Raw genomic sequence first — 15,134 nt, forward strand, 5'->3', positions numbered from 1 at the left:
GAATCATCAGCAAAGACAAAGGAGTTAACGCATGAAAAAATGGCTTGCAGTGATTGTCATGTCAGCGGGGATTGTGGTGCTTGGCTGGGGAATCTGGCAAATCGCTTCTACTCACTTACAAACAGCACATTCGTTAGAGGAAGCAAAGAAGGTCGTAGAAACTGATCAAGGGATGACAAAGGAAAAATTTTCACCTGAAATGGGGAAAGCCTCTGGCATCCTGACCATTCCGAAATTAAAAGCCGATTTGCCGATTGTTGAAGGGACAGATGCGGACGACCTTGCCAAAGGCGTCGGTCATTATAAAGGCAGTTATTACCCTGATCAAAATGGACAAATCGTTTTATCGGGACACAGGGATACGGTCTTCCGCCGGACTGGTGAACTGGATATTGGGGATCAGCTGAAAATCACTGTACCGTATGGCGAGTTTGTTTATGAAATTACGCATACGAAAATTGTGGATCAGCATGATACATCCATTATTACCTTACAAAATAAAAAAGAAGAGCTTGTGTTAACCACATGCTATCCATTTCATTTTGTCGGCAATGCACCAGAGCGGTACATTATTTATGCGAAAAGAGCATCTGTCTAACGTCAAAAGAGCCTGTATGTTCAGGCTCTTTTTTCTACATATTGTCCATTAATTCAGCCATATCAGGTGGAAGCGGTGCTTCTATCGTCAGCTTTTCACCTGTGAATGGATGGTTCATGTCTACTTGTTTGGCATGAAGGGCGCATCTGTTTATCAGGTCACGCTTCCCGCCATATAATGTATCGCCAGCTAAAGGATGCCCGAGACTGCTAAGATGGACCCGAATTTGATGCGTTCTGCCTGTTTCTAATCGCAGCTTAACGGCCGTCATCTGTAAACGTTTATTGAGATGGAAGACCTCATAATGAGTCTTGGCGCTTTGACCAGTAGGAGAAACTCTCCTTCTGACGGCATGGTGTTTATCACGTCCAATGGCTGCTTGGATCGTTCCTTTCTTTTTCTTAAACAGTCCTTGTGCGAGGGCAAGATACGTTCTGTTAATCGCTTTTTTTGAAAGCATTTGATCGAGTACAGCATGTGCCAACCTGTGTTTGGCAAAAATGACGGTGCCACTTGTGTCTTGATCCAGCCTATGTATATGTCTGACCCGCTTTTCTTCTCCATTTGCTTGAAAATGGAAAGCGACTAGGTTCGCCAGCGTACCTGTTTGTCCTTTTTCATTTGGATGCGTCGGCTTTCCAGCAGGCTTTTGGACAACTAATAAATGCTCGTCTTCAAAGAGTACCTCTAATTCACCGTATTCTGGCGTCACATCACTTTCCTCCGTCTCAAATAAATCAATGAGAATCTGATCACCTGTACTCACTTTTGCAGCATGGTGGGCAGGTTTTTGATTGAGACGGACTTTTTGGTGCTCCATCCAAAAATGGATAATCGGTTTAGAGGCAGACACTTCGTCTTTTAAAAATTGACTTAAGGAATTGCCATTTTGATGCTCACCTACTTTTAGGGAGAGCGTGTGTCCTTTTATGATCATGATATTCGTCCTCTCTTTGGGTATATATAGGAGGAAACACTTACCTTAGCGAATGACTTTTTTTCTGTGCTATTCTGAATGGAGTAATAACGACAGAGAGGTAGATGCCACGTGAGATTAATGAAAGCTGCGACAGACCTTCAAGAGCAGGCAATTGAAGAAGTATCAAAGGAAATTGAAGATCTTTTATCCCATTCTGTCAATGGAGAAGCGCAGGAAAAACAACCCCAGCTTACATTCATTGATGGTGTGTATAACGGGACAATGGATGATGCTTTTCGTATCTTATCAGGTCTTCAGCTATTACATACCATTATTTTAAAGCCGAAGCGACAGATCACAAAACGAGATCGTGAGTTATTTGAACTCAACCGTGAACAAGTTAATGCGTGCGGCTTTTCTTTCCCGTTTGATTTAGATGATTTTGCAGGCCGTCACCTTCAAAATGCGTAAAAGTTGGTGTGAACTTCCTTGTTAACTTACAAGGTCGTCGCACATACTATTTTTAAGGGAACGGAGAAACCTTCAAGATCTGTAATACCAATTCCGCTCTTTTTCAACAATGTCTATTCTCCACGAATCGGAGCGCTTGGATCTCTTGCAGAAAGAATCGAACATGACAGGAGCCTGACAAAACGATGCAGGCTCCTTTTATACATAATCATTTTAGCAGACATTCATCTTTGAAAGTCAATTTTATTCACGATATGATAGCAGTATGGAAGATATTTCAGACTTTCGGAAAAAAGGAGTGGCCTCTTTGGTAAAGGCGATTATATTTGATTTTGATGGATTAATTTTAGATACAGAAACACATGAATATGAGGTTCTGCAGGAAATGTTTGCGGAGCATGAATCGGAGTTGCCTCTGTCTGTATGGGGAAATGTGATTGGAACGCAGGCAGGTTTTAAGCCTTTTGAATACTTGGAAGAGCAGTTAGGAAAGACATTAGATCATGAGGCACTCACAGAAGACCGGCGTTCACGTTTTCAAAAGAGAATGAAGGACGAAGCAGCAAGACCTGGTGTAGAAGCTTATTTAGAAGCGGCAAAGGAGCTTGGAATTAAGATTGGACTTGCTTCCAGCTCAGATTATAAATGGGTGTCTGATCACCTGAAACAAATTGGACTTTTCGATTACTTTGAATGTATCCGCACGTCAGACGATGTGGAAGAAGTGAAACCTCACCCAGAACTTTATTTGCAAACCGCACAATGCTTAGGCGTTGAGCCAAAAGATTGCGTGGCATTTGAGGACTCTGTGAATGGGTCAATCGCTGCCAAACGAGCGGGTATGAAATGTGTCATCGTGCCAAATAAAGTGACGAGCACACTGCAGTTTGAAGAATATGATGTCAGATTAGAATCTATGGCTGAAATCGAATTGCTCCAGCTATTCCATCAGCTTGAAAAAGAGGATCAGTAAGGGGGCAATACATCATGGCAGAAAAACTAGATTTAACGCGATTTGAAAAAAGAATGGTGATTCGAAATATTAGAGAAGAAGATATCGACCGAATCATCGCATTGCAAGAGGTATGCTTTCCAGGCATGGACCCTTGGAAAAAAGAGCACCTTGAAAGCCACCTTGAACATTTCCCAGAAGGTCAGTTCTGTGCGGAATTCGAGGGAGAAATCATTGGCTCATGTTCAAGTTTATTAATTAACTTTGATGAATACGATGATCGTCACACATGGCAGGACATCACAGATGATGGATATATCACAAACCATAATCCAGATGGGATGAATATGTACGGAATTGAAGTAATGGTCAGTCCTGAGTACCGCCGGATGAAAATCGGTCATCGTTTATACGAAGCAAGAAAAGACTTAGCGAGAAGATTAAATTTAAAAAGCATCATCATTGGCGGACGTATCCCGAATTATCATAAATATCAAGAGGAAATGACGCCTCGCCAATATGTAGAGCAAGTCATGCTACACCAAATTTATGATCCTGTGCTATCTTTTCAGCTGTTAAATGAATTTAGCCTGATGCGGATCAATCCGAATTACTTGCCGGATGATAAAGCTTCCAGTACGTACGCAACGCTAATGGAATGGAACAATGTCGATTATCGCCCGCAATCGAAAAGATATTATAAATCGGCGTTCCCAGTACGAATTTGTGTCATTCAATATGCAATGAAGCAAATTCATTCCTTTGAGGAGTTTATGAATCAAGTCGAGTATTACGTGGATGTGGCATCAGATGCGTCAGCTGACTTTGCCGTTTTCCCGGAAATCTTTACAACGCAGCTTATGTCATATTTAGAAGAGAGATCACCAAGTCTAGCAGTGCAGCGGATCACAGAATATACCGAGGACTACATCAATTTGTTTACAGATCTCTCGGTCAAGTACAACATTAATATCATCGGTGGTTCTCATTTCGTTGAAGAGGAAGGGAAAATCTATAATATCGCCTATTTATTTAGACGTGATGGAACGATTGAAAAACAATATAAGCTGCATATCACGCCGAATGAAAGAAAATGGTGGGGGATTTCAGCTGGTGACCAAGTCCGGGTATTTGATACGGATTGCGGGAAAATTGCGATCCAAATTTGCTACGATATTGAATTCCCTGAGCTTGCTCGAATTGCAGCTGACAAAGGAGCGAAAATTATTTTTACTCCATTCTGTACAGAAGACCGTCAAGGCTATTTACGAGTACGTTACTGTGCGCAGGCGAGAGCGGTTGAAAATCAGATATATACGGTCATTTCTGGAACGGTCGGAAACCTTCCGCAAACAGAAAACATGGATGTCCAATATGCACAATCAGCAATCTTTGCACCATCTGATTTTGAATTCGCAAGAGATGGCATTGTAGGGGAATGCAACCCGAATATTGAAATGGTGGTTGTCGGTGATGTCGACTTAGAAATATTAAGAAGGCAGCGTCAAGATGGGACGGTTCGTCAGCTGAAAGACCGAAGAAGAGACGTGTACCATATTGAATATAAGAAATAATCAAAACAAGCGCCCCGCAGTTATGCGAGGCGCTTTTCTTTATGTTTACATTTTCTTTAATGCGAGTGTAGCAAAGTGGGCAATGCTTTTGGCAGCTAAAAATGGAACGTCTGATTTGACAAGAGATTGATAAATCGTTTTTTCTACTTGTTTCCATGTAAGAGCAGGCTCTTCTAAAAGATTTTTTAAATCAGGTCCTACATGCTGGTTGAAAAACTGTTCAAATTGTTCGCGTTTTTCTTGTCCGGCAATCACTTCTAATTTTTGTAGCCACTTTTCTTGTTTTTGGAAAGATTGTTCGATGTTTTGTTTAATGGTGTCTGTTGTTGAAGGAAGCTGAAAATCACTTTCTGCTGTCACCTGCTTCGTTTGAATAGATGCAGCATCAGCTGTTTGTGTAATAGGTGAAGCGAATAAAAGGACAGAGGTGGAGAGCATCAAAGATTTTGCGATTGTTTTCATTAAGAAAACCTCCTAGTTCATTTAGTATTGTGCACGAGATTTATTATACATTTTTGTTAAAATAAGGTAATGGGGCTTACCGCTTATTTTTTCATGCGACAAAGGGATGCCAAATGAAAAGACGAATATACTGAATGGAAATGATGTTTTACAAAGGGAGAGGGATATGGGGCGAGAATCTAAACATCTGTATATCAATTTGCCGGTTAAGCATGTAAATGAGTCAAAGGATTTCTTTGAACAGCTAGGTTTTGACTTTCAACAAGAACTGACGAATGAACATGCTGCTTGTTTTGTGATGAATGAGACGATCACAGTCATGCTGTTATCACTTAAGCATTTCCAATCCATTTCAGAGAAGGAATTGGTAGATGCCAGAAATAGCGCAGAGGTCATTATCTCTTTACAGGTCGAGACGAGGGAAGAGGTTGATGAGCTTGTAGAGCGTGCGATCGCAGCTGGTGGTTCACCGTTTAAGGAAAAACAAGACCATGATTTCATGTATGGCTGGAGCTTTCAGGATCGTGATGGTCATTTATGGGAAGTGTTTTATATGGATGAGGAGAGAAGCGACCTTTCATAAGGGTGCTTCTTTTTTATTGATGATCAGTGGTATGATAAGAGGGTAAAAAATAAGGAATTCATCTAGAGAAAAGTAGGTGCTGCATGGAGTTTTTACTTGTCTTAATGCCAGTGTTCGGCATATTCCTTATAGGGTATATTGGGCAGAAGACAATTGGTTTTGATATACATACGCTCTCATCAATGTCTTTATATTTAATGTCACCTTTTCTTGCGTTTGAAACCTTTTATCAAAATAAAGTATCGATGGACTATGTGTACTTATCTATATTTGTCGTAGGGCTTTGTCTTTCACTTGTTTTATGTGTCTTCATTTTATCTCGAATTTACGGGTATTCGAATGAAACGTATTGTGCCATGATTTTGTCATCAGCATTTATGAATAATGGAAATTACGGCACGCCTGTTGTCCTTCTTGTTTTTGGAGCAGCTGGTTTAGATATTGCGATTGTGCTAATGGTCCTTCAGCAGCTCGTCATGAGTACGATCGGCATGTATTATGCAGCAAAAGGTGGAGAGGACGCGGGAGACTTGAAGGTCGTTCTAAAAAAAGTGCTGCGTATGCCGGTTGCTTACGGGGCTCTTCTTGGTTTATTATTTCAGCTCATTGACCTTTCATTACCTAAAGAGCTTATGACAGGTGTTCAGCTGGTCGGGGATGCAGCGATACCAACGATTATGCTGATTTTAGGTATGCAGCTCGCAGTGATTTCTTTTAAACAAGTGGATTATCGCAATATTTCCTATGCGGTGCTGCTCAAGCTGTTTATTTCACCTCTCATCGCCTTTGGTTTTACACTTATTTTACCTGTAGATGATTTGGTGAAACAAATTATGATTTTAGTTGCAGCGATGCCGACAGCGGCGAATACAACGCTGATGGCTGTGCAATTTCGAACGAAGCCTGAGTTTGTCTCAAGCACGACGTTTCTCAGTACGATTTTAAGTATTGTGACTTTACCTGTTTTATTATGGATTTTATCCATGCACCCTCTGGGATAGGGGACGGCAAACAAAGGGGGACTTATGAATGAATGTAGATGTTCATTTTCAAGTAAATGATGTGTTAAAAACGAAGCATTTTACGCATGCGAAAGTGTTAGCTGGGGAAAAGGGATTGTTTCGGCAGGTAAGATGGGTACATGTACTTGAAGTGCCTGCTGTAGAGGATTTGTTAAACGGAGGCGAGCTGATCTTAACGACGGCCGCAGGCTTCCATGATCAATTGGAAGTCTTTCAGGCGTTTTTAAGGCAGTTGATTGACTCAGGTGCGGCCGGCTTGTGTATTGAATTTGTACCGCTCCGGTTTGATGTACCGGAAGAACTGATTATTTATGCAGAAGAACGTGATTTTCCGCTTATTCTGTTTACAAAAGAAGTGAAGTTCGTCAATATTACACAGCATCTCCATACGATGATGATTGAGCGTCAGTATCAGATGATGGCGGATTTAGAAACACTGTCGACCAAGTTGAATGAGCTTTTATTGACTCCTCATCCGCAGATGGATATTTTGGATCAAGTGTATCAGCACGTGAGAGGGATTCTTTTGTTGATCCCTGTTCAAGGTGAGCCGATTATTTTATGTGATTCATCCAAACAAACAGAAGAGCTTGTGATGAATTATTTGCAGTATGCTTCATTACCAAAAGGATATGAAGTGACGCAAAAACAAGTCCTTGCACTCAAACAAACCTTTGCAGACCTCGTCCTCATTCATCAATCGAACACGCTCTCGGAATTTGAACTGCTTGTGATGGATAAAGGAGCGAATGCCCTTGCCCAGCAAACTTTAAGAGAGCTGTATACAGAAGAGCTGAAGAAGACAAAAGAGAATGAATGGCTGCAAAAATGGTTTCATGAAGAGCATACAGAAAGAGAAATCATAGAACACCTTGAGGAAACAGAAGGACTGAAAAAACCGACCGGCTGTGTGGTGATGCTCTTTCAAAAAAACCACCAAATAGAAGAAATCGCAGGGAATCTTTATTTTCTTGTCTCTTGCCGTTCTATTTTTCAGCGTGCTGGTTTCTATTTGATTGTGTACGAGCATCAAGGACAAACCTTATTTATTTTATTGAATACAAGAAAAGTTGAGGACTGGAAAGAGCGTGCAGAAAAAGCGGCAAACGACATCACGCAATTATATGACCGTGAGAAGCCCGGCGAGGCAGTCATCAATTATGGAATCGGTTCATATTGTGAGCAATTTCAGTCTATGAGAAAAAGTTTTCAAGCAGCGAAAGAAGTGCTGCATTTAAAGAAAGTGATGCCGCAACGGATAAAAAGCCCATTTTATCAAGATTTACATATGCTTCGGTTGATGCCTGTCATGAAAGAAAGCGGGTTATTAGAATGCATGGTGAAAGAGTATTTAGAGCCGGTGATTTTATATGATAAACAAAATAGCGGCAGGCTCTATCAGACGCTGAATATCTTTTTACAGACAAACGGTTCTAAAAAAGAAACCGCAAGCCAGCTCTATATTGTGAGGCAGACGCTTTATCACAGATTGGATAAGCTTCATGCTTTACTTGGTGAGGATATGATGCAAGCGCCAAAACGTCAAGCGCTTGAATTTGCGATCCTTGCTTATGAATTTTTACAGGGGAATCGTCATTAATGGTATATGTTAGATTTGCTAAGGGATCAAGTAGAGTGTCTCATGGTTCTTTTCAATCAGTTGACGATCTGTCTAATGTAATGTGTCTGGCCCCTTTTTTATAATGAGAGTAACGACACGAGCGGTCTTGTTTCAGTTTCATATGCCTCACTTTTTATCCATATAATGAATGGAGAGGTCATATGCAGGACCGGTTTAAGCTTCTTTGATGATGAAAACGGATACATGGGGGCGTGAGAAGATGAAAACACATAACGCACAAGATCTTCAGGCGAAAGATGATCAGTTCATTTGGCATCATATGAAAGGGACAAACAAAGAAAATGAAAGTATGGTGATTCATGAGGCAGAAGGCGCATGGGTGACAGATATTCATGGAAATCGCTATTTAGACGGGATGTCAGGACTATGGTGTGTAAATGCCGGATATGGACGTAAAGAGCTTGCAGAAGCGGCGTATAAGCAATTAAATACGATGCCTTACTACCCACTGACACAAAGCCATGTGCCAGCGATTCAGCTGGCTGAGAAGCTCAATGAATGGCTAGACGGGGACTATGTGATTTTCTTTTCTAACAGTGGTTCTGAAGCGAATGAAGCGGCATTTAAGATTGCCAAACAATATCATGCGCAAAAGGGAGAGAGTACACGCACAAAATTTATTTCCCGATATCGATCGTATCATGGCAATACAGCAGCAGCTCTAGCCGCAACGGGTCAAGCGCAGCGTAAGTACAAATATGAACCGTTAGGGCAGGGGTTTATCCATGTCGCACCGCCTGATATGTACCGGCATCCTGAGGATCAAGAGAGCTTGGCAAGTGCTGATGCAATCGATCAAGCGATGACGTGGGAATTAAGTGAGACCATTGCTGGCGTCATCATGGAGCCGATGATTACAGGAGGCGGTATCTTAATGCCGCCAAAAGGATATTTGAAGAAGGTGAAAGAAATCTGTGAAGATCATGGAGCGCTCCTTATTGTGGATGAAGTCATATGCGGCTTTGGCCGGACAGGAAAGCGGTTTGGATTTATGCATGAGGAAGTGAAGCCAGATATCATCACCATGGCAAAAGGGATCACAAGTGGATATTTACCGCTATCTGCAACGTGCGTGAAACGAGACATTTATGAAGCGTATGCAGGAGAAGATACGTATGATAGGCTACGGCATGTGAATACATTTGGCGGTCACCCTGCTTCCTGTGCGGTGGCACTTGCTAACCTAGAGATCATGGAAAACGAGCAATTAGTGGAGCGGTCAGGCACGCTTGGCCAAGACATGCTCGAACGTTTGCAAGAGTTAAAAGAGCATCCATTTGTCGGTGATGTGAGAGGAAAAGGCCTGCTGTTTGGGATTGAGCTTGTGCAGGATCAGGCGTCAAAAAAGCCAGCTGATCCAAGTGTAGTCGGTCAATTGATTGCAGAATGTAAAAAACGAGGATTGATCATCGGGAAAAATGGCGATACAGTGGCTGGCTATAATAACGTGGCACAGCTCGCACCACCGCTAAATATCACTGATGAAGACGCCTCATTCATTATTCATACTTTAAAAGAAAGCATGGCACAATTATAGCAGTCTGCTTCAGATTGTTGACAAAGGGCTAAAATGTTATTTATTTTAGCCCTTGTCTTCTTTTCAGCGTGAAAGGACGAGTACTGACGCGGAGCGAAGTTGACAATCGTGAGCACCAGCACGCAGGACTGACAAAGAATGCGAGGGTTTGTTTACACGCCTGTAGCAGAGAGATTTCTCTGCTTTTTTCTATGCCCTGAAAGGATCAGGTCTGAATCGATCTGCTAGGCTGAATGGTCAATGGGCACACTAGGTGTATTGAAAAAAACATGCGATTCTATTACTGTAAGGAGAAGATAGAACCAATACACACGAGAAGGAGACGGCATATGAGTTTTCATGATCAACCCATTCTACCTGCTGTTCGCAATATGAAGCAATTTGAGGAATTTTTAAAAAGTCCATTTACATATGGGGTCTTACTAGATGTTCACTTAGGGCGGCTTAAGGGCATCATGAATGAGGCGAATGCGCATCATAAAAAAATGTTTGTCCATGTCGATCTCATTCACGGAATCAAACATGATGAGTACGGAACGGAATTTATTTGTCAGGAAATGAAACCAGCTGGCATTATTTCTACTAGGTCTTCTGTCATAGTAAAAGCCAAGCAGAAAAAGGTATATGCCATCCAGCGAATGTTTTTACTTGATACAAGTGCGATGGAAAAAAGCATGGAGTTTGTCGGGAAACATCGTCCAGATTTTATTGAAGTATTGCCGGGTGTCGTGCCAGATTTAATTACAGAAGTGCGCGAAAGAGCTGGAATACCAATATTTGCAGGAGGATTTATCCGAACAAAAGAAGATGTAGAAAGGGCACTTGCAGCAGGGGCGACAGCTGTCACCACATCGAATACAGAGCTTTGGAAAGCGTTCCAAAAGTGAAAAAGATAAAATGTGAAAATTGATTGACAACGTTTTCATCCTCTGTTACTATAGCACTAAGTTAATATCATGTGATGGAGAAACGGAGATCCACAACGACGCTTTACTAGGTGACAAATGACCCTGATGTAAAGTATGTTTGTTGTGGATCTTTTTTCTTTATCTTTTCTACACATTTATAGGGGATGGCAACTGAACCAGAGGAGGAATTTTTCATGACACCATTTTGGGGTGAAGTCGTTGGTACAATGCTTCTGATTATTTTTGGAGGCGGTGTGTGTGCGGCAGTCAGTTTAAAGAAATCGCTCGCATATCAGTCCGGCTGGATTGTAATCGCTTTCGGATGGGGATTTGCAGTAGCGATTGCAGCTTATGCCACTGGAGGAATCAGCGGTGCACATTTAAACCCGGCGCTGACAATAGGTCTTGCACTAGAAGGAAGTTTTCCTTGGGCTGATGTTCCAATGTATATTGTCGGTCAAATGCTTGGCGCATTACTCGGAGCTATTATTGTCTTCTTACATTACTTACCACACTGGAAAGCGACAGACGATCCAGGTGCAAAACTAGGCGTATTCTCAACTGGTCCTGCGATTCCGCATACTTTTGCAAACGTGCTCAGTGAAGTCATTGGTACATTTGTATTGGTGGTAGGAATTTTAGCGATTGGTGCAAATAAATTTGCAGACGGAGTCAATCCGCTGATTGTTGGTTTCTTAATTGTCGCAATTGGTCTTTCATTAGGTGGTACAACTGGTTACGCAATTAACCCTGCACGTGATTTAGGTCCAAGAATCGCACATGCCATTCTGCCGATTCCAGGTAAAGGTCCATCAAATTGGAAATATGCTTGGGTTCCTGTTGTTGGTCCAATTTTGGGCGGTGCATTTGGCGGTGTTTTCTATAATGCAGCCTTTAAAGCGAACGTCACACCAGCCTTTTGGATTGTAAGCGTTATTTTAGTTGTGGTATTGTTAGGACTCTATGTTTCTACGAAAAACCAGACAAATGCTGTCAATGAAAGTATGTAAGGGGAGGAAAACACCATGGCAAAAGAAAAATATATTCTCGCATTAGATCAAGGGACAACAAGCTCAAGAGCGATCTTATTTGATCAAGAAGGTAAAATTGCCCATACAGCTCAGAAGGAATTCAATCAATATTTTCCGAACCCAGGCTGGGTAGAACACAATGCAAATGAAATTTGGAGCTCTGTTCTATCAGTTATTTCAACTGCTTTAATCGAATCAGGAATTGAAGCAGATCAAATCGCCGGTATCGGAATTACGAACCAGCGTGAGACAGCTGTCGTTTGGGATAAACATACAGGCGCACCCGTTTACAATGCAATTGTTTGGCAGTCACGACAAACATCTGGTATATGTGATGAGCTAAAAGCGCAAGGGCACGATGAAACGTTTAGAAATAAAACGGGTCTACTCATTGATGCTTATTTCTCAGGTACTAAAGTGAAATGGATTTTAGACAATGTAGAAGGTGCTCGTGAGAAAGCAGAAAATGGTGACTTGCTGTTTGGCACAATTGATACATGGCTCATTTGGAAAATGACTGGCGGTCAATCACACGTGACAGATTATTCGAATGCATCAAGAACGTTAATGTTCAATATTTACGATCTGAAATGGGATGAAGAACTACTTGATATCTTAGGTGTTCCAGCTTCCATGCTGCCAGACGTCAAACCATCATCACACATTTATGGTGAAACAACAGACTATCACTTCTTCGGTAAAAATATTCCGATTGCAGGAGCGGCAGGAGATCAGCAGTCTGCGTTATTCGGTCAGGCTTGCTTTGAAGAAGGAATGGCGAAGAACACATATGGTACAGGATGTTTCATGTTGATGAATACAGGGGAAAAAGCAATTAAGTCGGATCATGGATTGTTAACGACGATTGCATGGGGCATTGACGGCAAAGTTGAATATGCTTTAGAAGGAAGTATTTTCGTTGCTGGCTCAGCGATCCAGTGGCTGCGTGATGGACTTAGAATGTTTAAAGACTCAAAAGACAGTGAAGCTTATGCTGAGCGTGTTGAGTCAACAGACGGCGTATATGTCGTACCAGCATTCGTTGGTTTAGGCACACCATATTGGGATAGTGATGTCCGAGGCGCTGTATTCGGTTTAACACGCGGTACTTCTAAAGAGCACTTTGTTCGTGCAACATTAGAATCACTTGCTTATCAAACGAAAGATGTTTTAGATGCGATGGAAAAAGATTCAAACATCTCACTTAAAACATTGCGTGTCGATGGCGGGGCTGTAAAGAATGATTTCTTAATGGGCTTCCAAAGTGATTTGCTGGATGTGCCAGTAGAACGTCCAGAAATTAATGAAACGACGGCACTCGGTGCGGCCTATCTTGCGGGAATAGCAGTTGGCTTCTGGAACGACCGTTCAGACATTGCAAAACAATGGAACCTTGACAAGCGCTTTGAACCTAAAATGGAAGAAGACAGCCGTGACTCGTTATACAGCGGGTGGAAAAAGGCTGTAAAAGCAGCTCAAGCTTTCAAATAAACAAAAAGTATGGTATACTTCAAGTAAGTTAATAGAACGGTTGGAGAACTGGAGAGACCGCAAGCACCGAAGTGTAGAAATACGCTTTGGGTGTTTGCGGTCTCTTTTTCTTTACCGTACAACATGGGAGGAACAAGAGATGACTTTTTCTAGCTTAGAAAGAGAACAAATGCTTCAGGACATGACAAAAAAACCATATGATGTGTTTATCATTGGTGGGGGTATTACTGGCGCTGGTACAGCACTTGATGCGGCTTCACGCGGAATGCGTGTCGGTCTTGCGGAAATGCAGGACTTCGCAGCAGGTACGTCTAGCCGCTCAACGAAACTTGTACACGGCGGACTTCGTTATTTAAAACAATTTGAAGTGAAAATGGTCGCAGAGGTCGGTAAAGAGCGTGCCATCGTATACGAAAACGGTCCTCATGTGACAACGCCAGAATGGATGCTTCTTCCGATGCATAAAGGCGGGACATTCGGTAAGTTTTCAACTTCAATCGGACTTAGAGTATATGACTTTTTAGCTGGCGTTAAGCATAGTGAACGCAGAAGTATGCTAAGTGCAAAAGAGACACTTGCAAAAGAACCACTTGTGAAAAAGGATGGCTTAAAAGGTGGGGGCTACTATGTTGAATACCGTACAGATGATGCACGCCTGACAATTGAAGTCATGAAAGAGGCTGTGAAATTCGGGGCAGAAGCGGTCAACTATGCGAAAGTAAAAGAATTTATTTATGATAAAGGCAAAGTTGTCGGTGTTGTCATTGAAGATGTCACAACACAGAAAACATACGATGTATATGCGAAAAAAATCGTCAATGCGACTGGTCCATGGGTCGATCAGCTAAGAGACAAGGACCACTCAAAAGAGGGGAAACATTTACAACATACAAAAGGAATTCACTTAGTATTTGACCAATCTGTTTTCCCATTAAAACAAGCAATCTACTTTGACACACCTGATAAACGAATGGTCTTTGCGATTCCAAGAGAAGGAAAAACGTACGTGGGAACAACAGATACCGTTTACAAAAAACAGCTGGAACATCCGCGTATGACAAAAGCAGATCGTGATTACGTGATCAAAGCCATTCAATATATGTTCCCAGATCTTAACATTACAGAGAAAGACGTTGAATCTAACTGGGCTGGTCTTCGTCCACTCATTCATGAAGAAGGCAAAGATCCTTCAGAAATTTCTCGTAAGGATGAGGTATGGACATCATCTTCAGGCTTAATCACGATTGCTGGCGGTAAATTAACAGGTTACCGTAAAATGGCTGAACACATTGTGAATCTTGTACGTGATGGACTTAAAGAGGAAACTGGAAAAGATTTTGGACCATGTAAAACGAAACATATGCCAATTTCAGGCGGGCATGTAGGCGGTTCAAAAAATATGGCATCCTTTGTTCAAGCGAAAACGGCAGAAGGAGCATCCGTTGGTTTGACAGAACCGATTGCACAAAAATTAGCTGAGAAATATGGCTCAAACGTCAGCAATGTCTTCAAGCGTGTGGAGCAGGTTCAAGGGGAAGCAGACAAACGAAACATTCCCGCATATGTGTTGGCTGAACTTGTCTATGCGATCGAAGAAGAATTGGCTGTTACACCTGTCGATTTCTTCTTGAGAAGAACAGGCAGCCTATTATTTAATATCAATTGGGCAAAAACGTATGCACAGCCTGTTGTTGACTATATGGCAGATCGTTTTGGCTGGGATGAAGCGACAAAACAGAAACATCAAACTGAATTAGACCGACTATTCCATGAAGCAGTCGTACCGCTTGATGCTGAATAAGTAAAAAGCCGATCGTGTATCGGCTTTTTTTATTTTGTACATCGTTTTTTCATATGTTCATGATATAACATGACATAAAGGATAATTCCATATAAAATAACAGTAGATATTATTTTATTGATGATAAGAACTGGGAGGACGAA

The 15,134-nt window shown here is 41.8% G+C and carries 14 protein-coding genes; 12 read left to right on the forward strand and 2 right to left on the reverse strand.

Annotation, left to right across the window (positions count from 1 at the left end; all coding sequences use genetic code 11):
* The first annotated feature begins 31 nt into the window (after positions 1 to 31).
* Complete coding sequence (locus NSQ64_RS05300; protein WP_025207002.1) at positions 32 to 598, forward strand: class D sortase; 567 nt, start codon at positions 32 to 34, stop codon at positions 596 to 598.
* A 34-nt stretch (positions 599 to 632) separates the two neighbouring features.
* Here NSQ64_RS05300 and NSQ64_RS05305 read toward each other — a convergent pair whose 3' ends face one another.
* On the reverse strand, positions 633 to 1,535 hold the full coding sequence (locus NSQ64_RS05305) for an RluA family pseudouridine synthase (protein WP_341015429.1): 903 nt from the start codon (positions 1,533 to 1,535) through the stop codon (positions 633 to 635).
* Between the two features lie 111 nt (positions 1,536 to 1,646).
* Between NSQ64_RS05305 and NSQ64_RS05310 the strand changes: the two genes are divergently transcribed.
* The 3 genes from NSQ64_RS05310 to NSQ64_RS05320 all read left to right on the forward strand — a co-directional run bounded on the left by NSQ64_RS05310 (position 1,647) and on the right by NSQ64_RS05320 (position 4,514).
* Positions 1,647 to 1,988: a DUF5365 family protein gene (locus tag NSQ64_RS05310; protein ID WP_341015433.1), complete on the forward strand. Its 342-nt coding sequence runs from the start codon at positions 1,647 to 1,649 to the stop codon at positions 1,986 to 1,988.
* A gap of 307 nt (positions 1,989 to 2,295) precedes the next feature.
* The gene (locus NSQ64_RS05315; RefSeq protein WP_024719948.1) at positions 2,296 to 2,961 is read left to right on the forward strand and encodes an HAD family hydrolase; all 666 of its coding nucleotides are present in this window, start codon (positions 2,296 to 2,298) and stop codon (positions 2,959 to 2,961) included.
* A gap of 14 nt (positions 2,962 to 2,975) precedes the next feature.
* A complete protein-coding gene (locus tag NSQ64_RS05320; protein ID WP_007497061.1) occupies positions 2,976 to 4,514 on the forward strand; it encodes a bifunctional GNAT family N-acetyltransferase/carbon-nitrogen hydrolase family protein in 1,539 nt (512 codons plus the stop codon).
* Between the two features lie 45 nt (positions 4,515 to 4,559).
* Here NSQ64_RS05320 and NSQ64_RS05325 read toward each other — a convergent pair whose 3' ends face one another.
* On the reverse strand, positions 4,560 to 4,976 hold the full coding sequence (locus NSQ64_RS05325; RefSeq protein WP_024719949.1) for a hypothetical protein: 417 nt from the start codon (positions 4,974 to 4,976) through the stop codon (positions 4,560 to 4,562).
* 166 nt (positions 4,977 to 5,142) lie between these two features.
* On the opposite strand from NSQ64_RS05325, the gene NSQ64_RS05330 reads away from it, so the two are divergent.
* The 8 genes from NSQ64_RS05330 to glpD all read left to right on the forward strand — a co-directional run bounded on the left by NSQ64_RS05330 (position 5,143) and on the right by glpD (position 14,991).
* On the forward strand, positions 5,143 to 5,559 hold the full coding sequence (locus NSQ64_RS05330) for a VOC family protein (protein WP_341015436.1): 417 nt from the start codon (positions 5,143 to 5,145) through the stop codon (positions 5,557 to 5,559).
* Positions 5,560 to 5,642: 83 nt separating this feature from the next.
* A complete protein-coding gene (locus tag NSQ64_RS05335; protein ID WP_007497064.1) occupies positions 5,643 to 6,560 on the forward strand; it encodes an AEC family transporter in 918 nt (305 codons plus the stop codon).
* A 28-nt stretch (positions 6,561 to 6,588) separates the two neighbouring features.
* Complete coding sequence (locus tag NSQ64_RS05340; protein WP_341015440.1) at positions 6,589 to 8,181, forward strand: PucR family transcriptional regulator; 1,593 nt, start codon at positions 6,589 to 6,591, stop codon at positions 8,179 to 8,181.
* Between the two features lie 241 nt (positions 8,182 to 8,422).
* Positions 8,423 to 9,760 (forward strand): aspartate aminotransferase family protein, encoded by a 1,338-nt coding sequence (locus NSQ64_RS05345; RefSeq protein WP_144666981.1) that lies wholly within the window; start codon positions 8,423 to 8,425, stop codon positions 9,758 to 9,760.
* Between the two features lie 329 nt (positions 9,761 to 10,089).
* Positions 10,090 to 10,647: a glycerol-3-phosphate responsive antiterminator gene (locus tag NSQ64_RS05350; protein ID WP_017360356.1), complete on the forward strand. Its 558-nt coding sequence runs from the start codon at positions 10,090 to 10,092 to the stop codon at positions 10,645 to 10,647.
* A 215-nt stretch (positions 10,648 to 10,862) separates the two neighbouring features.
* Complete coding sequence (locus tag NSQ64_RS05355) at positions 10,863 to 11,678, forward strand: MIP/aquaporin family protein (protein ID WP_008349011.1); 816 nt, start codon at positions 10,863 to 10,865, stop codon at positions 11,676 to 11,678.
* Positions 11,679 to 11,693: 15 nt separating this feature from the next.
* Positions 11,694 to 13,190, forward strand: coding sequence for a glycerol kinase GlpK (gene glpK, locus NSQ64_RS05360; protein WP_007497075.1), 1,497 nt, complete (start codon positions 11,694 to 11,696; stop codon positions 13,188 to 13,190).
* 139 nt (positions 13,191 to 13,329) lie between these two features.
* On the forward strand, positions 13,330 to 14,991 hold the full coding sequence (gene glpD / locus NSQ64_RS05365; protein WP_268381622.1) for a glycerol-3-phosphate dehydrogenase: 1,662 nt from the start codon (positions 13,330 to 13,332) through the stop codon (positions 14,989 to 14,991).
* Positions 14,992 to 15,134 lie beyond the last annotated feature (143 nt).

This window comes from Bacillus sp. FSL W8-0183 (assembly GCF_038006825.1).
GTDB classification, from domain to species: domain Bacteria; phylum Bacillota; class Bacilli; order Bacillales; family Bacillaceae; genus Bacillus; species Bacillus altitudinis.

Coding starts and splice junctions, on each gene's coding strand:
- NSQ64_RS05300 (WP_025207002.1), top strand. CDS start 32: ATGAAAAAATGGCTTGCAGTGATTGTCATGTCAGCGGGGATTGTGGTG.
- NSQ64_RS05305 (WP_341015429.1), bottom strand. CDS start 1,535: ATGATCATAAAAGGACACACGCTCTCCCTAAAAGTAGGTGAGCATCAA.
- NSQ64_RS05320 (WP_007497061.1), top strand. CDS start 2,976: ATGGCAGAAAAACTAGATTTAACGCGATTTGAAAAAAGAATGGTGATT.
- NSQ64_RS05325 (WP_024719949.1), bottom strand. CDS start 4,976: ATGAAAACAATCGCAAAATCTTTGATGCTCTCCACCTCTGTCCTTTTA.
- NSQ64_RS05330 (WP_341015436.1), top strand. CDS start 5,143: ATGGGGCGAGAATCTAAACATCTGTATATCAATTTGCCGGTTAAGCAT.
- NSQ64_RS05335 (WP_007497064.1), top strand. CDS start 5,643: ATGGAGTTTTTACTTGTCTTAATGCCAGTGTTCGGCATATTCCTTATA.
- NSQ64_RS05340 (WP_341015440.1), top strand. CDS start 6,589: ATGAATGTAGATGTTCATTTTCAAGTAAATGATGTGTTAAAAACGAAG.
- NSQ64_RS05345 (WP_144666981.1), top strand. CDS start 8,423: ATGAAAACACATAACGCACAAGATCTTCAGGCGAAAGATGATCAGTTC.
- NSQ64_RS05350 (WP_017360356.1), top strand. CDS start 10,090: ATGAGTTTTCATGATCAACCCATTCTACCTGCTGTTCGCAATATGAAG.
- NSQ64_RS05355 (WP_008349011.1), top strand. CDS start 10,863: ATGACACCATTTTGGGGTGAAGTCGTTGGTACAATGCTTCTGATTATT.
- glpK (WP_007497075.1), top strand. CDS start 11,694: ATGGCAAAAGAAAAATATATTCTCGCATTAGATCAAGGGACAACAAGC.
- glpD (WP_268381622.1), top strand. CDS start 13,330: ATGACTTTTTCTAGCTTAGAAAGAGAACAAATGCTTCAGGACATGACA.